The organism is Streptomyces sp. NPDC045431, assembly GCF_040646655.1.
Classification (GTDB): domain Bacteria; phylum Actinomycetota; class Actinomycetes; order Streptomycetales; family Streptomycetaceae; genus Streptomyces.
Genome location: NZ_JBEZAQ010000022.1, coordinates 62,640 through 87,059, shown reverse-complemented (window position 1 = coordinate 87,059; position 24,420 = coordinate 62,640). Strand labels below are relative to the sequence as shown.

At 73.4% G+C, this 24,420-nt stretch carries 25 protein-coding genes; 18 read left to right on the top strand and 7 right to left on the bottom strand.

What is annotated here, in order from left to right:
* Positions 1–162 precede the first annotated feature (162 nt).
* Positions 163–2,205, top strand: coding sequence for an FUSC family protein (locus AB0A69_RS30235; RefSeq protein WP_361428629.1), 2,043 nt, complete (start codon positions 163–165; stop codon positions 2,203–2,205).
* On the opposite strand, the gene AB0A69_RS30230 is transcribed toward AB0A69_RS30235, so the two are convergent.
* The 3 genes from AB0A69_RS30230 to rpmB are packed head-to-tail and all read right to left on the bottom strand — an operon-like array spanning position 2,202 to position 3,275.
* Positions 2,202–2,696 (bottom strand): hypothetical protein, encoded by a 495-nt coding sequence (locus AB0A69_RS30230; protein WP_361428627.1) that lies wholly within the window; start codon positions 2,694–2,696, stop codon positions 2,202–2,204. The genes AB0A69_RS30235 and AB0A69_RS30230 overlap by 4 nt on opposite strands.
* 37 nt (positions 2,697–2,733) lie before the next feature.
* The gene (rpsN, locus tag AB0A69_RS30225) at positions 2,734–3,039 is read right to left on the bottom strand and encodes a 30S ribosomal protein S14 (protein ID WP_361428625.1); all 306 of its coding nucleotides are present in this window, start codon (positions 3,037–3,039) and stop codon (positions 2,734–2,736) included.
* A complete protein-coding gene (gene rpmB / locus AB0A69_RS30220) occupies positions 3,039–3,275 on the bottom strand; it encodes a 50S ribosomal protein L28 (RefSeq protein ID WP_361428623.1) in 237 nt (78 codons plus the stop codon). Before rpmB ends, rpsN begins: the two co-directional genes overlap by 1 nt.
* A gap of 73 nt (positions 3,276–3,348) precedes the next feature.
* On the opposite strand from rpmB, the gene rpmG reads away from it, so the two are divergent.
* The 5 genes from rpmG to AB0A69_RS30195 all read left to right on the top strand — a co-directional run bounded on the left by rpmG (position 3,349) and on the right by AB0A69_RS30195 (position 5,633).
* Positions 3,349–3,513 carry a 50S ribosomal protein L33 gene (rpmG, locus tag AB0A69_RS30215; RefSeq protein ID WP_003999141.1) on the top strand — a complete coding sequence of 55 codons (165 nt, stop codon included), beginning with the start codon at positions 3,349–3,351 and terminating at the stop codon, positions 3,511–3,513.
* 8 nt (positions 3,514–3,521) lie between these two features.
* Positions 3,522–3,785, top strand: a complete 264-nt coding sequence (locus AB0A69_RS30210; RefSeq protein ID WP_361428621.1) for a type B 50S ribosomal protein L31 — start codon at positions 3,522–3,524, stop codon at positions 3,783–3,785.
* Complete coding sequence (locus AB0A69_RS30205; RefSeq protein WP_361428619.1) at positions 3,785–4,906, top strand: GTP-binding protein; 1,122 nt, start codon at positions 3,785–3,787, stop codon at positions 4,904–4,906. Before AB0A69_RS30210 ends, AB0A69_RS30205 begins: the two co-directional genes overlap by 1 nt.
* A gap of 4 nt (positions 4,907–4,910) precedes the next feature.
* The gene (rpsR, locus tag AB0A69_RS30200) at positions 4,911–5,159 is read left to right on the top strand and encodes a 30S ribosomal protein S18 (RefSeq protein ID WP_361428617.1); all 249 of its coding nucleotides are present in this window, start codon (positions 4,911–4,913) and stop codon (positions 5,157–5,159) included.
* Between the two features lie 234 nt (positions 5,160–5,393).
* A complete protein-coding gene (locus tag AB0A69_RS30195; protein WP_355363110.1) occupies positions 5,394–5,633 on the top strand; it encodes a DUF397 domain-containing protein in 240 nt (79 codons plus the stop codon).
* A gap of 44 nt (positions 5,634–5,677) precedes the next feature.
* Here AB0A69_RS30195 and AB0A69_RS30190 read toward each other — a convergent pair whose 3' ends face one another.
* Positions 5,678–6,229: an ATP-binding protein gene (locus AB0A69_RS30190; RefSeq protein ID WP_361428615.1), complete on the bottom strand. Its 552-nt coding sequence runs from the start codon at positions 6,227–6,229 to the stop codon at positions 5,678–5,680.
* A gap of 309 nt (positions 6,230–6,538) precedes the next feature.
* Here AB0A69_RS30190 and AB0A69_RS30185 point away from each other — a divergent pair, with 309 nt between their 5' ends.
* The 7 genes from AB0A69_RS30185 (at position 6,539) to AB0A69_RS30155 (ending at position 12,319) form a co-directional block, all read left to right on the top strand.
* The gene (locus tag AB0A69_RS30185; protein ID WP_361428613.1) at positions 6,539–7,420 is read left to right on the top strand and encodes a helix-turn-helix transcriptional regulator; all 882 of its coding nucleotides are present in this window, start codon (positions 6,539–6,541) and stop codon (positions 7,418–7,420) included.
* 103 nt (positions 7,421–7,523) lie between these two features.
* Positions 7,524–8,981 (top strand): aldehyde dehydrogenase family protein, encoded by a 1,458-nt coding sequence (locus AB0A69_RS30180; RefSeq protein WP_361428611.1) that lies wholly within the window; start codon positions 7,524–7,526, stop codon positions 8,979–8,981.
* 96 nt (positions 8,982–9,077) lie between these two features.
* Positions 9,078–9,617, top strand: coding sequence for a DinB family protein (locus tag AB0A69_RS30175; protein WP_361428609.1), 540 nt, complete (start codon positions 9,078–9,080; stop codon positions 9,615–9,617).
* Positions 9,618–9,668: 51 nt separating this feature from the next.
* Positions 9,669–10,295, top strand: coding sequence for a PadR family transcriptional regulator (locus tag AB0A69_RS30170; RefSeq protein WP_361428607.1), 627 nt, complete (start codon positions 9,669–9,671; stop codon positions 10,293–10,295).
* A gap of 34 nt (positions 10,296–10,329) precedes the next feature.
* Positions 10,330–11,088, top strand: a complete 759-nt coding sequence (locus AB0A69_RS30165; protein WP_361428605.1) for a MerR family transcriptional regulator — start codon at positions 10,330–10,332, stop codon at positions 11,086–11,088.
* 154 nt (positions 11,089–11,242) lie between these two features.
* Positions 11,243–11,512: a hypothetical protein gene (locus AB0A69_RS30160; protein WP_361428603.1), complete on the top strand. Its 270-nt coding sequence runs from the start codon at positions 11,243–11,245 to the stop codon at positions 11,510–11,512.
* A gap of 102 nt (positions 11,513–11,614) precedes the next feature.
* Positions 11,615–12,319, top strand: coding sequence for a VTT domain-containing protein (locus AB0A69_RS30155; protein ID WP_361428601.1), 705 nt, complete (start codon positions 11,615–11,617; stop codon positions 12,317–12,319).
* 24 nt (positions 12,320–12,343) lie between these two features.
* Here the strand turns inward: AB0A69_RS30155 and AB0A69_RS30150 are convergent, their stop codons facing one another.
* Positions 12,344–16,756: an HAD-IC family P-type ATPase gene (locus tag AB0A69_RS30150; RefSeq protein ID WP_361428599.1), complete on the bottom strand. Its 4,413-nt coding sequence runs from the start codon at positions 16,754–16,756 to the stop codon at positions 12,344–12,346.
* A 112-nt stretch (positions 16,757–16,868) separates the two neighbouring features.
* Here AB0A69_RS30150 and AB0A69_RS30145 point away from each other — a divergent pair, with 112 nt between their 5' ends.
* A complete protein-coding gene (locus AB0A69_RS30145; protein WP_361428597.1) occupies positions 16,869–17,417 on the top strand; it encodes a hypothetical protein in 549 nt (182 codons plus the stop codon).
* A 22-nt stretch (positions 17,418–17,439) separates the two neighbouring features.
* Here AB0A69_RS30145 and AB0A69_RS30140 read toward each other — a convergent pair whose 3' ends face one another.
* Positions 17,440–19,113 carry a threonine/serine exporter family protein gene (locus tag AB0A69_RS30140; RefSeq protein ID WP_361428595.1) on the bottom strand — a complete coding sequence of 558 codons (1,674 nt, stop codon included), beginning with the start codon at positions 19,111–19,113 and terminating at the stop codon, positions 17,440–17,442.
* Between the two features lie 106 nt (positions 19,114–19,219).
* A complete protein-coding gene (locus AB0A69_RS30135) occupies positions 19,220–19,714 on the bottom strand; it encodes an inorganic diphosphatase (RefSeq protein ID WP_031077398.1) in 495 nt (164 codons plus the stop codon).
* A 110-nt stretch (positions 19,715–19,824) separates the two neighbouring features.
* Between AB0A69_RS30135 and dacB the strand changes: the two genes are divergently transcribed.
* From dacB to hpt, 4 genes are all read left to right on the top strand, one after another.
* A complete protein-coding gene (dacB, locus tag AB0A69_RS30130) occupies positions 19,825–21,288 on the top strand; it encodes a D-alanyl-D-alanine carboxypeptidase/D-alanyl-D-alanine-endopeptidase (protein ID WP_361428592.1) in 1,464 nt (487 codons plus the stop codon).
* Positions 21,289–21,364: 76 nt separating this feature from the next.
* On the top strand, positions 21,365–22,480 hold the full coding sequence (locus AB0A69_RS30125; protein WP_361428590.1) for a zinc-dependent metalloprotease: 1,116 nt from the start codon (positions 21,365–21,367) through the stop codon (positions 22,478–22,480).
* 238 nt (positions 22,481–22,718) lie between these two features.
* Positions 22,719–23,801 carry a tRNA lysidine(34) synthetase TilS gene (tilS, locus tag AB0A69_RS30120; RefSeq protein ID WP_361428588.1) on the top strand — a complete coding sequence of 361 codons (1,083 nt, stop codon included), beginning with the start codon at positions 22,719–22,721 and terminating at the stop codon, positions 23,799–23,801.
* 41 nt (positions 23,802–23,842) lie between these two features.
* Positions 23,843–24,382 (top strand): hypoxanthine phosphoribosyltransferase, encoded by a 540-nt coding sequence (gene hpt, locus AB0A69_RS30115; RefSeq protein WP_031077393.1) that lies wholly within the window; start codon positions 23,843–23,845, stop codon positions 24,380–24,382.
* The last annotated feature ends 38 nt before the right edge of the window (positions 24,383–24,420 follow it).

Here is a 24,420-nt window from a genome sequence, read left to right as displayed (position 1 = left end):
TGGGGGGTGGTCGGACTCTCGTTCACCGCGCTTCGCGCGAGTTCAGTCGTTTGACGTCCGACCACCCCCCACGCTCCACCCCCGACCCCCTCACGCGGGTGGTCGTTTCCGCCGCCGGTGCGTGTGTCCGGTATGTGGTGGTATGCCGTTACCCTCGTCCCCATGACCTGGCTCCGCGCGCTCAAGGCGACCGCCCGTGCGGGGCTCACGGTGGAGCGGCGCAGGCTGGAGCCGCTGATCGCGCTGCGGGGAGCCGCCGGGCTGGCGCTGGTCGTTGGGGTGAGCCTCGCGGCGTTCGGGACCACCGTGGCGGTGAGTTCGGCGTTCGGGGCGTTCCAGGCCGCGGTCGCCACGTTCCAGCGCAGCTGGCGGCCGCGGCCGACGCTGGCGCTCGCGTCCGGGGTGAGCCTCGCCGTGTCGACCTTCGTGGGCTACCTGACGGGTGCTCACCCGGTGCTGTTCCTCTGCCTGCTGGTGGCGTGGACGTTCCTCGCCGGTCTCGCGTGGGTCGCCGGGCCCACGGCCGGGGTCATCGCGTCGTCGAACGTCGCCATCATGCTGGTCACCGTCACCCTCCCCACCTCCGTCGCCGCCGCGGCCGGCCACGCGCTCGTCATCGCCGCCGGCGGGCTCGTCCAGGCCGCGCTCATCGTGCTCGTGCCCCTCCGCCGCTGGGGCCCGCACCGCGACGCGCTCGCCGACGCGCTGGCCGCCGAAGCCGACTACGCGCGGCGGCTGCGGCACGATCCGCTGGCGCCCTTCGACCCGGTGCCGCTCATGACGGCCCGCAGCGCCGCCGCCGTCACCCGCCGCCAGGCCCGCCGCCGGCCGGCCGAGCTGCACGGGGCGCGCGGGCTCGCCGAGCGCATCCGGCCGGTGCTCGCCTTGCTCGCCGACCCGGCGATCGGCGTCCCGCGCGAGGGACCGCAGCGCGCGCGGGTGCGCGAACTCCTCGACGCCGCCGGGGCCGTGCTCGACACCGCCGCCGGCGCGATCCGCCACGGCCGGCCGGCCGCCATCCCGCCCGCCGCCCTCGCCGCGCTCCGCACCCCCGACACCGGGGCGATCCTCACCGGCCCGGCCCGCCGCGCGGCCGTCCGCCTCGCCGCTCTCCTGGAGGACGTCGTCGAGACGGCGACGCCCAGCGGGCGGGCCGAACCGGGCGAGGCCCGCTCGCGCCCCTCGCTCCTGAGCCTCCTGCCCGGCGTCGCACGCGACCTCCGGGGCGAACTGCGCGGCGGCTCGCCCGTCTTCCGGCACGCCGTGCGGGTCTCGGCCGTCGCCGGGCTCGGGTACCTCCTCGGTACGGCGCTGCCCCTCGGGCACGGGTACTGGGCGCCGATGGCCGCCGTCATGGCCATGCGCCCCGACTTCACGCAGACCTACGCCCGCGCGGTGGCCCGCTTCTGCGGCACCCTGCTCGGCGTGGCGCTGGCCACCGCCGTCGTGCGGACCGCGACCCCGGGCACGTACACCTCCGCCGCGCTCGCCGTGGCGTGCGCCTTCGGGATGTTCCTGCTGATGCGCACGGGCTACGCCGCCGCGCAGGTCTGCGTCTCGGCGTACGTCGTCTTCCTGCTCGGCATGGGCGGCGAGAGCTGGGACCAGACCGTCCCGGAGCGGGTGTTGCTGACGCTGCTCGGCGGGGTGCTGGCGATGGTGGCGTACGCCGTGTACCCGGCGTGGGAGACGCCCCGGCTGCGCGCCCGGCTCGCCGACTGGCTGGCGGCGGACGGGCGGTACGCCGCCTGCGTGCTCGCCCACTACGCGCATCCGGCCGCCGGACGCGACGCCGCCGACGTACGCGAGGCCGTGCTCGCCACCCGTACCGCCCGGGTCGCCTGGCAGGAGGCCCATGCGCGCGCCACCCACGAACCGGTCAGGCACCGGGGCCTGACCCACACCGCCGCCGACGGCGCGGAGCAGGCCCTCGCGCAACTGGGCCGGGCCACGATGCTGATGGAGGCCCACCTCCCGGACCGCGACGCGGCTCCGCTCTCCGCGGCCGCCGCCCTCGCGGACGCGCTGCGCCGCGCGACCGAACGCGGCGCCAAGGACATCCGCGAGGGCCGCGTGCCGCGCTGGGACGAGGTCCGGGCCGGGGACGACGAGGTCCCCGAGCCGGTCGTACGCGAGGGGGTGCGCCTGCTGCGCGAGGCGCTGGAGTCGCTCTCCGACGCCCTGCGGGAAGCGGACCCGGCCTAGGGCTGTGGCGGCAGGGACGGCAGTGACGTCGGGACGTTCTCCCCGGTCGGCGCCTTGGTGAGGGTGTCCGTCGTGCCGCTCTCCCACGTCACGACGAGCTTCCCGCCCCCGGCCTCCCGCGCGGTGCCGCGCGCCCGGCCGGTGTCGCCGTCCCGGCACTTCACCGTCAGGGACACCGCGCCCGGTCCCGCGTCCCTCGCGGAGCCCTGGCAGAGCCGGGACTCCGCGAGGACGACGACGTGACCCTTCTTGACGGTGAGGTTCACGGCCTTGCCGTCGGTGACGCCGAGCCACGCGCCTTCGAGAGCCGGGGCGGGTGGGGGCGTGGCCGGAGACGCGGCGGGGGAGGGGGGCACGGTGGCGGCGCGGCCGTCGGTCTTGCCCCGCCCGTCGTCCGTGTCCGCGCCGCCGCCGCAGCCGGTCAGGGCGAGCGCGGCCGCGCAGCCGGCCGCCGTGACGGCCGTGTTCCGTACGAGCCTCTGTACGTTCACGCCGTCAAGCTACCAGCCGGTACGCGCCGTTGGCGTGCTACCAGGAGGACTTGCGCACCCCCGGCAGGAACCCGGCGTGCGCCTGCTGCCGCACGTTCACCCGCGACATGCCGAACTTCCGCAGGTGACCGCGCGGCCGCCCGTCCACGCTGTCCCGGTTGCGTACGCGCGTGGCGCTGGCGTCGCGCGGCTGGCGGCGCAGCTCCGCCTGGGCGGCGAGGCGATCGGCCTCCGGCGTCGAGGGGCGGCGGATGAGCGCCTTCAGCTCGGCGCGCCGGGCCGCGTACCGCTCGACGACCGTCTTGCGCTGCTCGTTGCGCGCGATCTTGCTCTTCTTCGCCATCAGACCTTCACCCCGCGGGCGCGGATGCGGGCCACCGCCGCCTCGATGCCGATGGCGTCGACGGTCTTGATGCCCTTGGTGGACAGGGTCAGCCGGACGTACCGGCCCTCGCTCGGCAGCCAGTAGCGCTTGCGCTGGATGTTGGGGTCGAAGCGGCGTGACGTACGCCGGTGCGAGTGCGAGATGCGGTTGCCGAAGCCCGGCTGGGCGCCGGTCAGCTGGCAGTGGGCGGACAAGGTGACCTACCTCTCGTGAGCCTTCCAAGACTGTGGCTTGGTAATGGAAACCATTTTCACATACTCTCGCCGCATGGCCCGCAACGAACTCCGACCGGTCATCAAGCTCCGGTCCACCGCCGGCACCGGCTACACCTACGTGACCCGCAAGAACCGCCGTAACGACCCCGACCGCATGACGCTGCGCAAGTACGACCCGGTCGTCGGGCGGCACGTCGACTTCCGAGAGGAGCGCTGAGCCCAGCGATGAAGCCCGGAATCCACCCCTCGTACGAGCCCGTCGTCTTCCGTGACAAGGCCGGCGGCTTCGCCTTCCTGACCCGGTCGACCGCCACCAGCGACAAGACGGTCGAGTGGGAGGACGGCAACACCTACCCCGTCATCGACGTCGAGATCTCCTCCGCGAGCCACCCCTTCTACACGGGCCAGGCGCGCGTGCTGGACACGGCCGGGCGCGTGGAGAAGTTCCAGAAGCGCTACGGGGCCGACGGCCGCCGCGGGGCGCGCTGATGCTGTCCGTCGCGATCGTCGGCGGGCTGCACGCGGACGCCCGCGCCGCCGCCGTGGAGCGGCTGCTCGCCACCGTCCCCGGCAGCGTGGCGCTCCACCACGACCTGTCGACGGCGCCCGAGGGTACGGTGACGCGCACGGTCCGGGACGCCACCGGCGTGCTGTCGACCGGCGAGACGCCGCTGGTCAACGACTGCGCCTGCTGTGCGCTCCGCGAGGACCTGGTGCCCGAGCTGGAGCGGCTCGCGGACGCCGGGCTCACCCGGCTCGCCGTCGTCGAGCTGTGGGACTCGGTCGAACCCAAGGCGATGGCCGAGGTGGTCGCGGCGGCCGGACTGCGCGTCACCTCCGTCATCACCGCCGTGGACCCGGCGCTCCTCCTGCCGTACCTCGGCAACGGCGACGACCTGATGGACGCGGGCCTCGCCGCGGCCGCCACCGACCAGCGCACCGTCGCCGACACCTGGGCGCGCCAGCTGGAGTACGCGCCCGTGCTCGCCGTCCTCGACAGCCCGGAGGCCGACGACGAGGACCGCGCGCTCCTCGCCCAGCTGCACCCGACCGCCCGCCGGGTTCCGGTGGAGGGCGACCTGGCGGCGGCCGCGCTGGGCGGCTTCGACGTGGAGGCCGCCGCGGCCGCGCAGCACCCGGCGTGCGCGCTGCTGCCGCAGGACGCGGACGCGCACGGCGTCGGTACGTACGTGTGGCGGCGGCGCCGGCCGTTCCACCCGGGGCGCTTGTACGCGGCGCTGGAGGACCTGTGCTGCGCGGCCGCCCGCAGCCGGGGGCGGTTCTGGCTGGCCGACCGGCCCGACACGCTGCTGGCCTGGGACGCGGCGGGCGGCGCGCTGTGCGTCGAGCCCGCCGGGCCGTGGCTCGCCTCGCTGCCCGACGCCGCCTGGGAGATGGTCCCGCCGGTGCGCCGGGCGGCGGCAGCGCTGGACTGGGACCCCGAGCACGGGGACCGCTGCCAGCACCTCGTCTTCACCTCGCCGGGCCTGGACCGCGAGGGGCTCGCCGAGCTCCTCGACTCCTGCCTGCTCACCGACGCGGAGTACGCCGCGGGCCGCGAGGCCTGGCAGCGGCTGCCGTCCGCCTTCGACTCCCTCCTGGAGGTCTGACCCCATGTCCCCCCGCCGCTCGGCCGCCGACCGCAAGCCCGCGAAGAACCGGCCGAACCCGCTGGACCGCGACGGCATCACGTACATCGACTACAAGGACACCGATCTGCTGCGGAAGTTCATCTCGGACCGCGGCAAGATCCGCAGCAGGCGTGTGACGCGCGTCTCGGCCCAGCAGCAGCGGATGCTGGCGCGGGCCGTCAAGAACGCCCGCGAGATGGCGCTGCTGCCGTACTCGTCGTCCTCGCGCTGACGTCCCACCGCCCGCGCAACAGGCCCCCCGCCCACTCGGCGGGGGGCCTTCGTGTGCGTACCGGGGCAGGTGCGGGAGCCGGAAAGGCCTTTCGCGCGTCTTTACTCCTGGACGGGGGCTGTAACGGAAGGGCCACCCGGCGTGCACGTGCATCTGCTCATGCAGTTGCACAGGAAAGAAAGCTATGATCGCGCATAGTTGACACCTGCACCATGTATCTCGGGGGAGCGTCCTGTGCACCACGTGTACAACGGCATGGCGGCCACAGAGCTTCACGGGGTCGTCTGGCAGAAGAGCAGGCACAGCAACTCGCAGGGCTCCTGCGTGGAGTTCGCCAAGCTGCCGGGCGGCGACGTCGCCGTACGCAATTCACGGCACCCGGACGGGCCCGCGCTGGTCTACACGCCGGCGGAGATAGAGGCGCTGTTGCTGGGTGTGAAGGACGGGGAGTTCGACCACCTGGTCGGCGGCTGAGGCGCGGCGGCCGAGCCGCCGCCCTCGTTACGGTGCCGCCCTCGTTACGGCGCCGGGGTCGCGCCCGCGGCGCCCGCCCCGCCCGCCGGCGTGTCCGGGAGCCGGAACAGCGCCCAGACCACCTTCCCGCGCAGCGTCCCGGCCAGCGGGTGCCAGCCCCAGCTGTCGCTGAAGGACTCGACCAGGAGCAGGCCCCGGCCCGACTCGGCCGAGAAGTCCTCGGCGGACTCGCGCGCGGCCGGGCTGTCCGGGCTCGGGTCGCGGACCGCGCACACCAGCCGGCTCGCCCAGCGCATCAGGTGCAGCCGCACCGAGGGCGACTCGCCGGGGGAGACGGTGTCCAGGCCGGACGCGTCCGCGGGCAGCGCGTGCCGCAGCGCGTTGGTGACGAGTTCCGAGACGACGAGCGAGACGTCGTCGAAGCGGTCGCCCAGGTGCCACTGGTCGAGCGTCGCCCGGGTGAACTGGCGTGCGCCGCGCACCGCTTCGTAGCGGGCCGGCAGTGCGCAGGAGGCGGACGTGGAGACGGAAGCGGCATCGATCGGAGGAAGCCCCTGCCTTAACGGCTCGAGCATGGTCGATCCATTCGTCCCCATGCGAGGCACTCCCGGGATTCGCGGCTGTGGTGCGACAACACGAACGAGTACGCAGGTGCGCGGGGACCATGGTTCCGAATGCGACCACCTGATGCAAGGGCAGATGCACGTGCACGCGCCCGACCTGTCCACCCCCGTGACGGTTACTGGCCATATCTTCCGGCGACGGATTTCACTTCGGCGCTCGTCACCGGCGCTCTGCACGGTCAGGGCTTCGCCTATCAGTAATCGAATGAGTACACGCTGAAGCGTTTGGTGGCAGAATCCGGCATCTCGGGGCTCGGGGGTGCTCCGTCGTACACATCAGCGATGGGGAGGGTTGGAGACGTGACCGCAAGTGAATCGAGCGGTTCCGTGGTGCGGCGCATCCTGCTGGGCTCGCAGCTGCGACGGCTGCGCGAGTCGCGCGGCATCACCCGTGAGGCCGCCGGCTACTCGATCCGGGCGTCCGAATCAAAGATCAGCCGCATGGAGTTGGGACGGGTGAGCTTCAAGGCGAGGGATGTCGAGGACCTGCTCACCCTCTACGGGGTCACCGACGAGACCGAGCGAGAGTCGCTCCTCGGGCTCGCCCGCGAGGCCAACATGGCCGGCTGGTGGCACAGTTACGGCGACGTGCTGCCGGGCTGGTTCCAGACGTACATCGGACTGGAGAGCGCCGCCTCGCTCATCAGGATCTACGAAGTGCAGTTCGTGCACGGCCTGCTGCAGACCGAGGAGTACGCGCACGCCGTCGTCACGCGCGGCATGCCCGACGCCCCGCGCGCCGAGATCGACCGCCGGGTCGCGCTGCGTCTGGAGCGGCAGAAGATCCTCGTCTCCGAGCGGGCACCGCACTTTCACGCCGTTCTCGACGAGGCCGCCCTGCGCCGCCCGTACGGCGACCGTGCCGTGATGCGCGACCAGCTCAAGCACCTGATCGAGATCTCGGAGCGGCCCAACGTCACCCTCCAGGTCATGCCGTTCAGCTTCGGCGGCCACGCGGGCGAGAGCGGTGCCTTCACCCTGCTGCGCTTCCCCGAGTCCGACCTCTCCGACATCGTCTATCTGGAGCAGCTGACGAGCGCGCTGTACCTCGACAAGCGCGAGGAGGTCGCCCAGTACGAGCGGGTCATGGGGCGGCTGCATCAGGACAGCCCGGGGCCGGAGGAGAGCCGGGATCTTCTCAGGGGTCTCCTCCAACTCACCTGACTCATCAGTACGATGACGACGCGTCAATGCAGCGGAACTGACCACCCCCTGAGCCTGCACGCCCGCACGCCTACGCGCCTGCCTGCCTGCCGGAAGGAATGGCATGTCGTACTTCACAGACCTGGCCCTGCAGTACATAGACGGTGAGTGGCGGGCCGGCGGCGGCTCGTGGGACATCATCGACTTCAACCCGTACAACGAGGAGAAGCTCGCCTCCATCACCGTCGCCACCGTCGACGAGATAGACCAGGCCTACCGCGCGGCCGAGCGGGCCCAGCGCGCGTGGGCCGACACCAATCCGTATACGCGCCGCGGTGTCTTGGAGCGGGCGCTGCGGATCATCGAGGAGCGCGAGGCCGAGATCACCGAGGCGATCATCGCCGAGCTCGGCGGCACCCGCACCAAGGCGGCCTTCGAGCTCCACCTCGCCAAGGAGTTCCTGCGCGAGGCGATCCACCTGGCGCTCGCCCCCGAGGGCCGCATCGTGCCGTCGCCGGTCGACGGCAAGGAGAACCGTCTCTACCGCGTCCCGGTCGGGGTCGTGGGCGTCATCAGCCCCTTCAACTTCCCCTTCCTGCTGTCGATCAAGTCCGTCGCCCCGGCCCTCGCGCTCGGCAACGCGGTCGTCCTCAAGCCGCACCAGAACACCCCGATCCTCGGCGGCACCCTGGTCGCGAAGGTCTTCGAGGACGCGGGCCTGCCGCCCGGCCTGCTCAACGTCGTGATCACCGACATCGCCGAGATCGGCGACGCGCTCATCGAGCACCCGGTGCCCAAGGTCATCTCCTTCACCGGCTCCGACCGGGTCGGCCGCCACGTCGCCACCGTCTGCGCCGCGAACTTCAAGCGGTCCGTCCTGGAGCTCGGCGGCAACAGCGCCCTCATCGTCCTGGACGACGCGGACGTCGACTACGCCGTGGACGCGGCGGTCTTCAGCCGCTTCGTGCACCAGGGGCAGGTCTGCATGGCCGCGAACCGGATTCTGGTGGACCGGTCGGTGGAGCGGGAGTTCACCGAGAAGTTCGTCGCCAAGGTGCGCACCCTCAGGGCCGGCGACCCGGCGGACCCGGCCACCCACCTGGGGCCGCTCATCAACTCCACGCAGGCGGAGGCCGTCTCCTCGCTCGTCGACCAGACCGTCGAGGCGGGTGCGACCGCGCTGGTGCGCGGCACCGTCGAGGGGAACGTCGTGGCGCCGACCGTCCTGACCGGCCTGCCGGCCGACTCCCCGGTCCTGAGCCAGGAGATCTTCGGCCCGGTGGCGATCCTCATCCCCTTCGACGGAGAGGAGGAGGCCGTACGGATCGCCAACGACACCCCGTACGGCCTGAGCGGCGCCGTCCACACGGGCGATGTGGAGCGCGGGGTGCGGCTCGCGCAGCGCGTCCACACCGGCATGATCCACATCAACGACGGCACCGTGCACGACGAGCCGATCGTGCCGTTCGGCGGCGAGAAGCACTCGGGTGTCGGGCGGCTGAACGGCGAGGCGACGGTGGACGCGTTCACCACGTACAAGTGGATCTCGATCCAGTACGGCCGCAGCCGGTTCCCGTTCTGAGTAGAGGACACGAACTGTCCTCAACCGGCCGTAGTGTGGCGGGTGTTGGAGGGGCGCAGTCGGCGCCCCTCCCCCTGGCCGGAAGGCGGACGGATCATGGTCACTCACGTTCCCGCGGAGGCTCACGGCGACGAGCGCGGCGCACTGCTCGCCTTCATCGAGGCGCAGCGCGGCGGGGTCCGGCGCGCGGTGCTCGGGCTGACCGAGGAGCAGGCGGCGTCCCGGCCCAGCGCCAGTGAGCTGTCGCTGTCGGGGCTGCTCAAGCACACCGCCCAGGCGGAGCTGACCTGGCTGCGGATGGCCCAGCAGGCGCCGAACGAGCTCAACCCCTCCCCGGAGACCTTCGCCGACAGCTTCCGGCTGGTCGAGGACGAATCCGTCGAGGACGTGCTGGCCTTCTGGGACCGGGTGGCGAAGGAGACCGAGGAGTTCCTGCGGACGGTGCCGAGCCTGGACGACACCTTCCCGCTGCCGGAGGCGCCCTGGTTCCCGAAGGACGGGCGGGTGTCGATGCGCTGGATGGCGCTGCACCTGGTGGAGGAGATCGCCCGGCACGCCGGTCACGCCGACATCATCCGGGAGTCGCTGGACGGGAAGACGGCGTTCGAGCTGGTGGACATGGAGCGCGACGCGTAGGGGGGTGTCCGGCTGCGTAGCCTGGTCGAGGTCGACTAGGAGGTGTACGCGATGTCACCGATCCGGCTGCTCGTCCTCGGGGCCGTGCGCCAGCACGGGCGGGCGCATGGCTACCAGGTACGCAACGACCTGGAGTACTGGGGCGCCCACGAGTGGTCCCACGCCAAGCCCGGCTCGATCTACCACGCGCTCAAGCAGCTGGCGAAGCAGGGGATGCTGCGCGCGTACGAGACGGCGCCCAGCACGGCCGGCGGCCCGCCGCGCACCGAGTACGAGATCACCGAGAAGGGCACCGAGGAGTTCTTCGCGCTGCTGCGCGCGTCGCTGACCTCGTACGACCAGAAGACGGACGTCCTCTCCGCGGCGGTCGGCTTCATCGTCGACCTGCCGCGCGAGGAGGCGGTCGCGCTGCTGCGGCAGCGGCTGGCCGCCATCGAGCGCTGGAAGGCCGACGTCCTGGAGCGCTACACCCCGGAGAAGGGGCCCGAGGCGCTGGGCCACATCGGCGAGATCATGAACCTGTGGGTGCACTCGGCGGTCGCGGGGGCCGCGTGGACCCGCGGCCTGATCGAGCGGATCGAGCACGGCGCGTACACCTTCGCGGGCGAGGGACCGCCCTTCATCGGCGTCCTCCGGAATCAGGACTTGCACCTCACGTCGCGTGAGCCCCGAGGCTGAGGGACGTACCGATTCAGCGAGGGAGCGGGAAGCGATGAGCTACTCCGTGGGACAGGTCGCCGGTTTCGCCGGGGTGACGGTGCGCACGCTGCACCACTACGACGAGATCGGGCTGCTCTCCCCGAGCGGCCGCAGCCACGCGGGGCACCGGCGTTACGACGACGCCGACCTCGACCGGCTGCAGCAGATCATGTTCTACCGGGAGCTGGGCTTCCCGCTCGACGAGGTCGCGGCCCTCCTCGACGACCCCGACGCGGACCCGCGGGAGCACCTGCGGCGCCAGCACGAACTGCTGACCGCGCGGATCGCCGAGCTGACGAGGATGGCCGAGGCCGTCGAGCACGCCATGGAGGCGAGGAAGATGGGCATCAACCTCACGCCCGAGGAGAAGTTCGAGGTCTTCGGGGACCACGATCCGGAGCAGTACGCCGAGGAGGTCGAGCAGCGCTGGGGCGACACGGACGCGTACCGCGAGTCGCAGCGCCGCGCCGCCCGCTACACCAAGGCGGACTGGCAGCGCATGCAGGACGAGAACGCCGACTGGGGCGCCCGCTACCAGGCCCTGATGGCGGAGGGCGAGCCGCCGACGGGTGAGCGCGCGATGGACCTGGCGGAGGAGCACCGGCGGCAGATCGAGCGGTGGCACTACGCGTGCTCGCACGAGATGCACCAGTGCCTGGCGGAGATGTACGTCACGGACGAGCGGTTCACGGCCTACTTCGACGCCATGACGCCGGGCTTCGCGGCCCACCTCCGCGACGCCATCGTGGCGAACGCCGCCCGGCAGGGCTGACCCGTCACGCGCGCCCGCGGCCGGCCGTCGCGGGCGCGCGTGACGATCCACCGGCGAGAGGCCGGGTGACATCCGGAATGGCTTCGTCCGTTTTGGGCACCTCGTCGGCTACGGCCATCGGTACCACCCTCGGTACCGCCGGAAAGGAGTCACCATGGTCATCAGGAAGCTGCACGAGATGGGTGTACGCAGCGAACACGCCTACCTGGCCGCCTTCGCCTCCATCGGCCTCTCCGTCGCCAGCTGGGCCGCGTCCCTCAACATGGAGCCCGGGACGGGGCTCGCCCGCGCCGACCGGTGGGGCATATTCGTCGGTGAATGGGCACCCACCTTCTTCGGCCTCGGCCTCGCCCTCTCCCACTACGAGCAGCACGACGGCACGCTGATCGTCGACACCCGGGAGTACCGCGAGCAGTCCGTGTAGGCGCGGGAGCGACCCTGGGGGGGCGGTGGAACCGGGACGGGGCCGGAAGCGTTGATAGCTTTGGGCAGCCGTCCCGCCCACCGACCCAGGAGCCCCGGAACCGTGAATACGCTTGCGCTCGGACCGAGCTGGCTGGACCCGGACTATTTGATCCAGACCTTCGGTCTGATCGGCGTCCTGGTCATCGTCTTCGCCGAGTCCGGACTTCTCATCGGCTTCTTCCTGCCGGGTGACTCCCTGCTGTTCACCACCGGCCTGCTGGTGACCACCGGCAAGCTCGACACCCCGCTGTGGCTGGTGTGCAGCCTCATCGTGTTCGCCGCCGTCATCGGCGACCAGGTCGGATACCTCTTCGGCCGCAAGGTCGGCCCGGCGCTCTTCAAGCGCCCGGACTCCCGGCTCTTCAAGCAGGAGAACGTCGAGAAGGCGCACGAGTTCTTCGAGAAGCACGGCCCCAAGTCGCTGATCCTGGCCCGCTTCGTCCCGATCGTGCGGACGTTCACGCCGATCATCGCCGGTGTGAGCCGGATGAACTACCGCTCATTCATCACGTTCAACATCATCGGCGGCGTCCTGTGGGGCGCCGGTGTCACGCTCCTCGGCGCCTCCCTCGGCAAGATCGACTTCGTGCACCAGCACATCGAGAAGATCCTCGTGCTGATCGTGCTGCTCTCCGTGATCCCGATCGTCATCGAGTACCTGCGGGCCCGCTCACAGGGCAAGAAGGCCCGGAACGCGCAGGCCGTCGCCGACGGGCAGGAGGGCGCCCTGCCCCCGGCCCCGCGCGGCCGCCACGCCAAGCGCTGACCCCGCCGGGGCGGCGCCGGGGCCTCACCGCTCCCGTACGAGCGGGGACAGCACCATCCCCAGCGCCGTCGCCGTGGCGATCGCGCTCAGCGCGATGCCCCAGGCGACCGGCCCCAGCGGCGTACAGCCGAAGAACTGGCTCACGCCCGGCGTCTGGATGACGGCGGCCAGCACCGCCGCCGACCCCAGGCTCGCCGCCAGCACGTTCCGGTCGAGCCCGCCCGTCGCGAGCGTCTGCGCCAGCTGCGTACCGACGACCGCGGCCAGCGCGACCGTACTGGCCCGCTTCCCGCGCCCGGTGAGGCGGGCCCCGGTCCACGCCAGCCCCGCGCCGGTCGCGGTGATGGCCCCGCGCAGCAGCATCTCGTTGGTCAGGGCGCTGCCGAGCGAGCGGCTCGGGCCCTCCGACATCAGGCGCTCGGCGTTCTGGCCGGCGGGTTCGCGCACCGCGATGGCCAGCGAGGGCGCCAGGTCGGTCAGCAGGTTGACCAGCATGATCTGGCGGGCGTTCAGCGGCGTGGAGCCGGTCAGCGTGGAGATCAGCACGCTGAAGGTGACCTCGCCGAGGTTGCCGCCGATGAGGATGCCGAGCGCGGCCCGGACCGACGCCCACATGGCGCGGCCCTCCATCAGCGCCTCGACGATCGTCTCCAGCCGGTCGTCGCCCACCACCAGGTCCGCGGCGGCGGTCGCGGCGGGCGTGCCGCGCCGCCCCAGCGCGATGCCGATGTCGGCGAGCCGGATGGCGGGCGCGTCGTTCGCGCCGTCGCCGGTCATCGCGACGACCCGCCCGACCCGCTGGTACGCCTGGACGATCCGCACCTTGTGGTGCGGGCTGCACCGCGCGATGACGTCCACCGTCGGCAGCAGCTCGTCGAGCGCGTCGTCGTCGAGCTCGTCCAGCTCGGCGCCGGTGCAGACCTTCGGGTCGGTGACGTCGCTGATCGTGGAGGCGATGGCGTCGGCGGTGGCCGGGTGGTCGCCGGTGAGCATCACCGTGTGCACGCCCGCCTCCCGCAGCCGCGCCGTCGCGGGCGCCGCCCCGGCCCGTACCGGGTCCGCCAGCGTGAGGAACCCCAGGAACACCAGCTCCCGCACGCTGTCGTCGGTGAGGTCCTCGCCCTCGCCCATCCGCCGCTCCGCCACGGCCAGCACCCGCCGCCCGGCGCCCGCCAGCTGCTCCGCCTCGGCGGTCAGCGCCGCGTGCCCCGCCTCGTCGAGCGGGCTCTCGCCGTCCGGGCCGCGGCGGCGGTCGCACCGCTCCAGGACGTTCTCGGGCGCGCCCTTCACGCTGAGCAGCAGGCCGTGCGTCGTCTGGCCCGTGGTCGCGTGGTACGCCCGCGACGGCTCGAACGGCAGCGTGTCCTGCCGCCGCCAGCGCGCGGCCCCGTGCCGTACGGTCACCTTCCCGGTGCGCGCGCCGGCCGTCACGGCGCGGTCGGTCTGGTGGGCCATCGGCTCGGACTGCCGGGCGGGCGGGGTGGCCCGCAGCGCGGCGGCGAGGACGGCCTTGCGCCGGGCGTCCAGCCGGTCCGGCGCCAGGGTGCTCTCGCCGTCGCTGACGCCCGCCAGCTGGAGCTTGCCCTCCGTGAGCGTGCCGGTCTTGTCGAAGCACAGCACGTCGGCGCGGCCGAGCGCCTCGATGGTGCGCGGGTTGCGCACCAGCGCCCCGACGTCCGCGAGCCGCCGCGCCGCGGCCAGCTGGGCGGCGTTCACCAGGAAGGGCAGCCCCTCCGGCACGGAGGCGACGGCGAGGTTCACGGCGGAGGCGAGGTTGTCCGCGAGCGGCCGCCCGTGCACCAGGCCCGCCGCCGCGACCGCGGTCGCCGACCCGAGCGCGATGGGCAGGCTCGTACGGGTGAGGGAGGCGAGCCGCGCCTCCACGCCGGTCTCGGGGGCGGCCTGCCGCGCGGTGGCGAGGCTGCGCCCCACCTCGGTGCTGGAACCGGTCGCGACCACGACCGCCACGCCCCGCCCGGAGGAGATCGTCGTCCCCTCGTACACCATGGAGCGGCGGCCGGTGAGGTCCGTGGCGACCACCGGCGCCGGGTCCTTGTGGACCGCGAGCGACTCACCGGTCAGCGACGACTCGTCGACCTCCAGCCCCTCGGCCTCCAGCAGCCGGCAGTCCGCCGGTACGACGTCCTCGGGCCGCAGCAGGATGACGTCGCCCTCCACCAGGTCACCGGCGGTCACCAGCCGCTCCTTGCCGCCGCGGCGTACGCGCGCGCCGATCGCGGAGCGGCGGAACAGCTCGGCGAGGGCGCGCTCGGTCCGCACCCGCTGGAAGCCGCCGATCAGGGCGGAGGTGCCGGTGATGGCGGCCACCAGCATGGCGTCGGTGCGCGAGCCGACGGCGGTGGCGAGCGCGGCGCCACCGGCGAGGACGGGCGTCAGCGGGTTGGACAGCTCCTCGATGAACGCCGACGGGAGGGTCAGGCGCGCGGGCTCGTTGCCGCCGCGCGGACCCCCGCTGCGGTCGGCCGCCTCGTCGGGCTCAAGTCCCTCGGTGGTGGTGTTCAGCCGCTCCAGGACCCGCTCGGTGGGCATCAGGTGCCACGGCACGGTGGTCACGGGGGGCGCGAGGGGCCGGGAGAGCAGCTGGTGGGCGCGCCAGCTTCCGAGGCAGAACGCCACGCTCGCGGCCGTGGTGCCGGCCGTCATGCCCCGGGCGGTGGCCTGCGCGGGCGGCCCCTGCAGCGCGGCGACCGCGCCGACGCCGCTGCCGCCGGCGGCGAGCACGGCGCTGTCGCGGTCCACCCGCGCGGCCATGCCGACGGCGTCCACGATGATCCCGGCCGATTCGAGGTCGGAGCCGACGATCAGGTGCGCGCCCCAGGCGGGCGGCTCGCCGTCCCGGTGCACGCCGACGCCGCAGTCGGCCGCCCCGAGCGCGCGCCGGTTGCCGGAGACCAGCAGCACGACCGCGCCGTCGGCCTGGAGGCCGCGTACGGACGCCACCAGGCGCTTGCCCGCCGGGACCACGGCGTCGGCGAAGGTGAACGCCGGTGCCTCGCGGTCGGTGGCCAGCACCACCCGGGCGCCCGCCCGGCGGGCCGCCGCCGCGACCGCCTCGGCGCCGGGCGCCGTCTGCGTACCGAGCCCGGCGACCGCCTGGAGGCGGCGGCCCCTGGCCAGGCCCAGCGTGCGCTCGGCGCCCCGGCGGCGCAGCCGGGCGTCGGCCTGCCTGCCGGTACGGCCGGTGAGGTCGAGTTCGTCCAGCGGCCCCAGCACCCAGCCGTCGTCGTCGCGTACGGCCTTGAGCGGCGCGTCCGCGTCGAAGAGCGCGAACAGCCGCCCGGCCGTCGCCTCCGGGTCCGCGCCGCTGAGCAGCTCCAGGTCGACCGGCTCGTACTGTTCGCTGCGCAGGGCGTCCTCCTCCAGGACGACGGTGTCCACCTGGCCGAGCCGCCGCAGGGCGCTGCGGTCCATGGTGACCACGCCCCGCATCGCCAGGGCCCGGCCCAGGCTGGTCGCGAAGCCCTCGCGCCCGGCCTCCGGCGCCTTCGGCACGGCGGAGAGCGCGACGGCCAGCCCCCGGCGCAGCCCGGCGAACGGCACCGTGAGCGCTCCGGCCGCCAGCCCGGCGATCATGGCCCGCTCGGCGTACCGGTCGACCGAGTCCTTGGGCGTCGGACCGGCGCGGTCCACGACGAGCGGATCCGCCTGCGCGTCCTCCGGGCCCCGGACCAGGTCCGGTTCGGCGTCGGCCCACGCCTTGCGCTCCGCGGTGGCCTCCCGCCACTGGGCAACCCGCTCGAAGACGTCCAGGGCGAGGCCGCCGCCCCGGGTGGCGACACCCTGCGCGAGGGCGCTCACCACGGGCAGGACGGACTCGGCCTGTTCGGGACTGCTGAGGTCGGCGACCAGGTGGCGCAGCTTCGGGTGGTGCTGGAGGGCGCCGAAGACGGCCGCCACTTCGGGCGGCAGCCGGATCCAGGGCGTGAGCTGCCGTACGGCGGCGATGCCGAGGCCCACGGTGTCCGCCGCCAGGGCGGGCACCGACTGGCGGGTCCGGGGGCCCTCGCTGGGGTGGTGCGGTTCGGGGCACCACTCGTCGAACTCCTCCGGGTGCGTGTCGCCCTCCGCCTGCTTGACCAGCGCGACCAGCTCCCGCTCGGCGGGCGGCGGCGCGGAGACGGCCACGACCACGCGCTCGGAGGGGGCGTTCACCCGCGCCCACAGCACCCCGGGGTGGCCCTCCAGGGCCCGCTCCACCCGGGCGGCGACCCGCTCGCCGCCGACGCCGTGCACCCCGTGGACCTCGATGTAGCAGCGTCCGGGCCGCCACCACACGTCGCGCTGCGGCAGGCCGATCAGCCGGCCGGCGACATCGGCGGCACCGCGGACCCCGGCGGCGACTCCGTACGTCACACCCGACGCCACCGGCGCGAGCAGACCGGGTGACCACAGGTGCGGGCTGGGCAACGGTGACATGGGCAGTGCCTCCGGTCCGTTCGGTCCGTCCGTCATTCCGATTCAACCGTCCCGGAATGGCTACCCTAAATATAGACAAACTGCCCATACCAGAAGTGCGGATGTGAGACCTGTGGCCACATCTTCAACGCCTCGTAAGCGCTCCTCCTCGACGAAGTCCGCCGGTACGGCGAAGTCGGGTACCGCGAAGTCGCGTACGACGAAGGCCGCCGGTACGACGAAAGCCACCGGTACGGCGAAGTCGTCCACGGCGAAGTCACGCTCGACCGCACGCGCCAAGAAGGTGGCCGCGGAACCCCCCAAGGAGCGGCAGACGGCCTTCGAGGCGCCCGAGACGAAGCCCGAGACGCCCGCGCGGTCCTCGTCCGGCGGCGGCGGTGGCGGCGGGCGCACGATCAGCTTCACCGTGCCGTCGTTGCCGTCCTTCGACCGCGTCGCGAGCGGCGCCGCCAACGCGGCCATGCTCCCGGTGGCGGTCGCCCGCCAGGTCCTCCCCGCCAAGCGGGGCCTGCCGGTCTACGTGGGCCTCGGCGTCCTCGGCGTGGCGGACGTCATCGAATGGCCGGTCGCCATCGGCCTCGGCGTCGGGTACGCCTTCCTGCGCCGCACCGGCGTGATGCCCCAGGGGAGCCCGGGCTTCCAGAAGCCACGCGCGGCCTGAGGCCCCCGAGGGGGATCCGGGATCAGAAGCCGCGCGTCCGCTTCGCCGCGCGCCGGGCCGCCGCCGACCCCGGCGCGCGGATGAACATGCGCGCCATCTCGCCCCCGAGGTTCACCCCGATCGCGATCGCCAGGGCCAGCGCCGCCGCCCGCGCCAGCGACGCGAAGCCGGCGTCCAGGTTGTTCTGCGCGATGTTGAGCACCCCCAGGTACGTCGCGGAGCCCGGCAGCAGCGGCCCGATCGCGGCCGTCACGTACGGCATCGACGAGGTGTGCTCGTACCGCGCGAACAGCTGCCCGAAGAGGCCCACCAGCCCCGCCGCGACCGCTGTCGCGAGGACCGTCGGCCCGTCCGCGGTCACCGCGATCGACGCGTACACCACCCACGCGACACCGCCGTTGAGCGCCACGAAGAGCACGGTGGAACGATCCTGCTGCAGCAGCACCGCGAAGGTCACCGACAGCAGCACCGCCGCCAGGATCTGCATCCACGGCCGCTCCACCGCCTGGAGCGCCCCCTCGGGGTTCAGCTTCGCCTGGAAGAACTGCACGCCCACGTAGAGCACGGTCAGCACGCCCACCACGATGGCGACGAAGAAGTACGCCACCTCCAGCAGCCGCGCCGAGGCGGTGATGTAGAAGCCGGTCAGGCCGTCCTGGACGGCCGCCACCAGCGCCCGCCCCGGGATCAGCGCGAACAGCCCACCGGTGATCACGGCGTTCGGCTGGAGCCCCGCGTGCAGCAGGCTCACGACCACACCCAGCGCCGCCGGCGGCACCGCCGCCACCGCGAACTGGTAGAACTCCGGCAGCCCGCGCCCCGCGCACAGCCACGCCAGCCGGTCGCCGAGCATCGCGCCCGCCGCCGCCACCGCGAAGACGGCCATGTCACCGCCGAGCAGCATCGACGCCGCCCCGGCCAGCAGCCCCGCCGCCAGCGTCAGGACCCACCCCGGATACGGGTGCCGGTTGCGCCGGATCTCCGCGAGGCGCCGGTAGGCCTCCTCCAGCGTGACGTCGTAGTCCTCGGCGTTGATGTCGGCGACGAGCGCGTACACCGCCGCCAGCCGCGTGTAGTCGGTGCCGCGCCGCCGTACGGTCCGGTTCGCCGTCACCGGGTCGTCCACCAGCGAGGGCTGGTACGTGATCGTCAGCAGCGTGAAGGTCACGGTCGGCTCGCAGCGGTCGAGCCCGTACGCCCGGCCGATCGCGAACATCGCCGCCTCGACGTCCTCCGCGCCCTCGCCGCCCGCGAGCAGCAGCTCGCCGATGCGCAGCGTCAGGTCGAGCACGCGCGGTACCGCCGGGCGGACCTCTTCGTGCCGCTGCGCCGTCTCCGGCACCGGCCGCTCGCTCACCGGCATCCGCAGCATGGTGCGCATCCGGTCCTGCCAGGGCGCGTCCCGCGCCAGCTTCACCTCCGGGAAGCCGTGTGCGGGGGTGAACGCGGGCGGCGAGTGCTTCGCCCCGTACGTGGAGGGCGGGGCGAACGCGGAGCCCTCCGGCTCCGCCGGCGTCTCCGGAGCCAGGCCCTGCGGAACGGCGAACTCCGAGGTCGGCTGGTCCTCCTCGGGCACGACGGGCTGCTCCACCCCCGGTGGCGGAGTGAAGGCGCTGCGCGCCTCGTCCGACTGAGGCTTCCGGTCCTCCGGAACACCCGCTTCCTCCGCCGCCACAGCCCTGTCCCTCACTCCCATCCGACCCGTCTGCCCAGTATGCGCATGAGCAAGGGCGCGAACGCACGACGGGCGGCGCACCCGTGAAGGTGCACCGCCCGCGCGCGTACCGAGTGCGGTACGGGGCTCAGTGAGCGCCGCCCTGCGCCTCCAGGCGCTTGATCGAGGCCTCGATCTCGGCCTCGGCCTCGGCGCGGCCGACCCAGTTGGCGCCCTCGACCGACTTGCCGGGCTCCAGGTCCTTGTAGACCTCGAAGAAGTGCTGGATCTCCAGGCGGTCGAACTCGGACACGTGGTGGATGTCCCGCAGGTGCTCCATGCGCGGGTCGGAGGCCGGCACGCACAGCAGCTTGTCGTCGCCGCCCGCCTCGTCCGTCATGCGGAACATGCCGATGGCGCGGCACTTGACCAGGACACCCGGAAAGGTCGGCTCGTCCAGGATGACCAGCGCGTCCAGCGGGTCGCCGTCCTCGCCGAGGGTGCCCTCGACGAAGCCGTAGTCGGCCGGGTAGACGGTCGACGTGAAGAGGTGGCGGTCCAGTCGGATACGACCGGTCTCGTGGTCCACCTCGTACTTGTTCCGCGACCCCTTCGGGATCTCGATGGTGACGTCGAACTCCACGGGTGGCTCCTCCAAGATCAACACAAAGCGGGGGTGCCGTGCTCACGGCACAGCTCAGTGATTAAGTGTCCCTCACGCTACTGAGTGCTTGCGAAAGGGGCTGGTCGGCCGTGCCGGAGCCGAAGGTCTTGCAGCTCGCCGCCGGCTCGGCCCTGCTCGGCCTGGTCCTCTCGGCCGGCGCGGCGGGCCTCGCCGGTCCCTGGGACTCGGGTCAGCGTACGGCGGAGCGCGCCCGCGCCGCCGCCGGGGCCCGCGCGGGTGGCGCAGATCACGGTGCGGCCGCCCCCGGAGGCCCGGCCGCCCGCCCCGGCCGCCCGGACCGCGCCGCCCGGCCCGAGGCCCCCGCGCCCGCCCCGAGCGCCCCCGGCGTCCTCACCGCCCTCGCGGTCCCGGCCGCGCGCGACAAGGGCGCCGCCCTGCCGCCCGCCGCCGCGCGCACCGCGCTCGCGGCCGCCCTGGAGCCGCTGCTCGCCTCCCCGGACCTGGGCCCGCTGCGTACGGCGGCGGTCGTGGACGTCGCCACGGGGGAGCAGCTGTACGGGAACGGGGCCGTGGCCCCGATGACGCCCGCCTCCACCGTGAAGATCGCCACCGCGGCCGCCGCGCTCTCCGCCCTCGGCCCGGACCACCGCATCCCCACCACGGTCGTGGCCTCCGCGGACTTCCGCACCGTCACCCTGGTCGGCGGCGGCGACCCGACGCTCGACGAGGGCCGGCTCGGCGCCCTCGCGCGGGACACCGCCCGCGCCCTGCGCGACCGCGGCATCACCACCGTCCGGCTCACCTACGACACCTCCCTCTACTCCGGCCCGGAGCGCCACCCCATCGGCGTCAACGACAACATCGCCGCGGTGACGCCCCTGATGACCGACGAGGGCCGGGCCGAGGGCGCCGCCGCCACCGGCCCCGCGCCCCGCTCCGCCGACCCGGCGGGGGACACCGCCCGCGCCTTCGCCGGGCTCCTCGCCGACCTGGACGTCGCCGGTGAGGGGGCACCCGCCCGCGCCAAGGCGCCCAAGAAGGCCACCCCGGTCGCGAAGACCTACTCCCGGCCGCTCGCCGCGCTGGTCGAGCACACCCTGACCCACAGCGACAACGACCTCGCCGAGGCCCTCGCCCGCCACACCGCCCTCGCCACCGGAAAGCCCGCCAGCTTCGACGGTGCCGGCCGCGCCGTCCGCGAGCGGCTCGACAAGCTCGGCGTCCCGCTCGCGGGCGCGCGGTTCACCGACGGCAGCGGCCTCGACCGGCGCGACAAGGTCTCCGCCGCGCTCCTGACCGCCCTCCTCTCCCGCGCCGCCGACCCCGCCCGCCCCGAGCTGCGCCCCGTCCTCACGGGCCTCCCGGTCGGCGGCTTCAGCGGCACCCTGAAGGACCGTTACGCCGACGGCTCCCCGGGCGCCGGGCTGATCCGCGCCAAGACCGGCACCCTCACCGGCGTGAACTCCCTCGCCGGGACGGTGGTGACCGCGAACGGACGACTCCTCGCCTTCGCGTTTCTCGCCGGCGAGACCCCGTCCGCGCACGCCGCCCAGCCCGCCCTGGACCGCCTCGCCGCCGCGCTGACCCGCTGACGGGTCCGGCGAGCGGCCGGGAAGGGTGCCGTCCCATCCCTCACCCTCCACGCGGCCGAGCACGTACGGTTGACGCATGACGAGCATCGGTGGTGCGGAGATGGTCGACTGGAACCTCGCGGTGGCGACCGCGACCCGGCTGGTACGCCCGGGGCCCGAGGTGAGCCGCGAGGAGGCGCGGGCGGTCGTCGCCGAGCTGCGGCGCCACGCGAAGGCGTCGGAGGAGCACGTCCGGGCGTACACCCGGATGATCCCCGAGGGCCACCTGCCGGAGGACACCCCGATCCTGGTCGTCGACCGGCCCGGCTGGATCAGGGCGAACGTCGCGGGCTTCCGCGAGCTGCTCAAACCCCTGCTGGACAAGATGAGCGAGCGCCGCTCCTCCTCCCCGGGCGGGGCCGTGCTGGGCGCGGTGAGCGGCAAGGTGACCGGCGTCGAGCTCGGCATGCTGCTGTCGTTCCTGGCCTCCCGGGTCCTCGGCCAGTACGAGACCTTCGCCCCGGCCACGCGCGAGCTGCCCGCGGGGCGGAACGGCGGCGGGCGGCTGCTGCTCGTCGCGCCGAACATCGTCCACGTCGAGCGCGAGCTGGACGTGGACCCGCACGACTTCCGGCTCTGGGTGTGCCTGCACGAGGAGACCCACCGCACGCAGTTCACCGGCGTGCCGTGGCTGCGCGACCATCTGCAGGGCGAGATCCAGTCATTCCTGAACGCCACCGACGTCGATCCGGCCACCGTGCTGGAGCGGCTGCGCGAGGCCGCCCAGACGCTCGTGGGGGCCCGCCCCGAGGGCGAGGAGGACGAGGGCCGCTCCCTGGTCGAGCTCGTCCAGACGCCCGAGCAGCGCGAGATCCTGGGCCGGCTGACGGCCGTCATGTCGCTCCTCGAAGGGCACGCGGACTACGTGATGGACGGCGTCGGGCCGCAGGTCGTGCCGTCGGTGGCCGAGATCCGCGAGAAGTTCCAGCAGCGCCGGGCGCGCGGCGCGTCCCGCCTCGACCTGGCCCTGCGCAAACTGCTCGGCCTGGACGCCAAGCTGCGCCAGTACCGCGACGGCGAGAAGTTCGTCCGGGCGGTGGTGGGCGAGGTCGGCATGGACGGCTTCAACCGGGTGTGGACCTCCCCGAACACCCTCCCCACCAAGGCGGAGATCGCCTCACCGGCGGACTGGGTCGCGCGGGTGCACCGTTAACGGCGGCGAGCAGAGGGAGCACCGTAAAGGAGAGTGACGAGTCCGATCCGGCCGACGGCAGAAGGACGCCCCTCCAATCACCCATCCGAGGGACCGTGGGCGGTGGGTAGGCGTGCGATGCTCGGGTATCGGCCGGGTTCTGTCACGATCGATGCACCGTGAGTGACCGAACCCTCCGGTCCGACCGTTAAGACTCCGACCGAGGCACCCCCCAAACTTCACACGAAGGGCACCGGACATGGGTCCCCATCCTGCGGTCGCGGCGATACGCCTGGCGGTCCGCCGCGTTCTCCACGACGTTCTCACCGAGCACACCGCGCAGCACACCGCCCCCGAGCTCAGCACGACCGCATCGGGCGCGCCGACCGCACCGAGCGCACCCCAGGGCGCTCCCCGCGTCGAGCCGCCGACGCCGCTCGTGCTGGTCGCCTGCTCCGGCGGCGCCGACTCCATGGCGCTCGCCTCCGCCCTCGCCTTCGAGGCCCGCAAGCTGCCCGTCCGTGCCGGTGGCATCACCGTCGACCACGGCCTCCAGGACGGTTCCGGCCTGCGCGCCGCCGAGGTCGCCGCCCGCCTCACCGCCATGGGACTGGAACCGGTCGAGGCCGTCACCGTCACCGTCGGCCGCGACGGCGGCCCCGAGGCCGCGGCCCGCGACGCCCGGTACGCCGCGCTGGACGAGGCCGCCGAGCGGCTGGGCGCCGCCGCCGTGCTGCTCGGGCACACCCGCGACGACCAGGCCGAGACGGTGCTGCTCGGCCTCGCCCGCGGTTCCGGCATCCGTTCGCTGTCCGGGATGGCCGCCGTCTCGGGCGCCGAGGGCCGCTACCGCCGCCCCTTCCTCCAGCTCGACCGCCAGACGGCCCGCAAGGCCTGCATGGTGCAGTCGCTGCCCGTCTGGGACGACCCCATGAACGCCGACCCGGCCTACACCCGGTCGCGGCTGCGCCACGAGGGGCTGCCCGCCCTGGAGAAGTCGCTCGGCAAGGGCGTCGTCGAGGCCCTCGCCCGTACGGCCCAGCTCTGCCGGGACGACGCCGACGCGCTCGACACCTGGGCCGCCGACGTCGAGGCGTCCGTACGGGACGAGACCGGCCAGCTGGTCTGCGCCCGGCTGTACGCGCTGCCTGCCGCCGTCCGCCGCCGCGTACTGCGCCGCGCCGCCATCGCCGAGGGCGCCCCGGCGGGCTCCCTCTTCGCCCGCCACATCGAGGAACTCGACCGGCTGATCACCAGCTGGCGCGGTCAGGGGGCCATCAATCTGCCCGGCCGCGTCGAGGCACGCCGGCAGGGTGGCAGACTGGTCATTCGGCAAGGCTGACGCAGGCTGCAACGAAAGTGACCCGGGTGAACGAGAAAGACATGGGCGCCGACCTCCAGTCGGTGCTCATCACCAAGGAAGAGATCGACGCGAAGCTGGCCGAGCTGGCCGCGAAGATCGACGCTGAGTACGCGGGCAAGGACCTGCTCATCGTCGGCGTCCTCAAGGGCGCCGTGATGGTGATGGCGGACCTGGCGCGCGCGCTGTCCACCCCCGTCACGATGGACTGGATGGCCGTCTCCTCGTACGGGGCGGGCACCCAGTCCTCCGGCGTGGTCCGGATCCTCAAGGACCTGGACACCGACATCAAGGGCAAGCACGTCCTGATCGTCGAGGACATCATCGACTCCGGCCTGACCCTGTCGTGGCTGCTGTCCAACCTCGGCTCGCGCGAGCCGGCCTCCCTGGAGGTCTGCACCCTGCTGCGCAAGCCCGAGGCGGCGAAGGTCGCGATCGACGTGAAGTGGATCGGATTCGACATTCCCAACGAGTTCGTCGTCGGATACGGCCTGGATTACGCGGAGAAGTACCGCAACCTCCCCTTCGTCGGGACGCTGGCGCCGCACGTCTACGGCGGCTAGTGCGTGAGGTCCCGGCGCCGTACGGGAACCCCGGCCTC

Bases quoted from the DNA above. Each gene is read 5' to 3' on its own strand.
- AB0A69_RS30235 (WP_361428629.1), top strand. From the start codon at position 163: ATGACCTGGCTCCGCGCGCTCAAGGCGACCGCCCGTGCGGGGCTCACG.
- rpsN (WP_361428625.1), bottom strand. From the start codon at position 3,039: ATGGCGAAGAAGAGCAAGATCGCGCGCAACGAGCAGCGCAAGACGGTC.
- rpmG (WP_003999141.1), top strand. From the start codon at position 3,349: ATGGCCCGCAACGAACTCCGACCGGTCATCAAGCTCCGGTCCACCGCC.
- AB0A69_RS30210 (WP_361428621.1), top strand. From the start codon at position 3,522: ATGAAGCCCGGAATCCACCCCTCGTACGAGCCCGTCGTCTTCCGTGAC.
- AB0A69_RS30205 (WP_361428619.1), top strand. From the start codon at position 3,785: ATGCTGTCCGTCGCGATCGTCGGCGGGCTGCACGCGGACGCCCGCGCC.
- rpsR (WP_361428617.1), top strand. From the start codon at position 4,911: ATGTCCCCCCGCCGCTCGGCCGCCGACCGCAAGCCCGCGAAGAACCGG.
- AB0A69_RS30190 (WP_361428615.1), bottom strand. From the start codon at position 6,229: ATGGGGACGAATGGATCGACCATGCTCGAGCCGTTAAGGCAGGGGCTT.
- AB0A69_RS30185 (WP_361428613.1), top strand. From the start codon at position 6,539: ATGGGGAGGGTTGGAGACGTGACCGCAAGTGAATCGAGCGGTTCCGTG.
- AB0A69_RS30180 (WP_361428611.1), top strand. From the start codon at position 7,524: ATGTCGTACTTCACAGACCTGGCCCTGCAGTACATAGACGGTGAGTGG.
- AB0A69_RS30175 (WP_361428609.1), top strand. From the start codon at position 9,078: ATGGTCACTCACGTTCCCGCGGAGGCTCACGGCGACGAGCGCGGCGCA.
- AB0A69_RS30170 (WP_361428607.1), top strand. From the start codon at position 9,669: ATGTCACCGATCCGGCTGCTCGTCCTCGGGGCCGTGCGCCAGCACGGG.
- AB0A69_RS30165 (WP_361428605.1), top strand. From the start codon at position 10,330: ATGAGCTACTCCGTGGGACAGGTCGCCGGTTTCGCCGGGGTGACGGTG.
- AB0A69_RS30160 (WP_361428603.1), top strand. From the start codon at position 11,243: ATGGTCATCAGGAAGCTGCACGAGATGGGTGTACGCAGCGAACACGCC.
- AB0A69_RS30150 (WP_361428599.1), bottom strand. From the start codon at position 16,756: ATGTCACCGTTGCCCAGCCCGCACCTGTGGTCACCCGGTCTGCTCGCG.
- AB0A69_RS30140 (WP_361428595.1), bottom strand. From the start codon at position 19,113: ATGGGAGTGAGGGACAGGGCTGTGGCGGCGGAGGAAGCGGGTGTTCCG.
- AB0A69_RS30125 (WP_361428590.1), top strand. From the start codon at position 21,365: ATGACGAGCATCGGTGGTGCGGAGATGGTCGACTGGAACCTCGCGGTG.
- tilS (WP_361428588.1), top strand. From the start codon at position 22,719: ATGGGTCCCCATCCTGCGGTCGCGGCGATACGCCTGGCGGTCCGCCGC.
- hpt (WP_031077393.1), top strand. From the start codon at position 23,843: ATGGGCGCCGACCTCCAGTCGGTGCTCATCACCAAGGAAGAGATCGAC.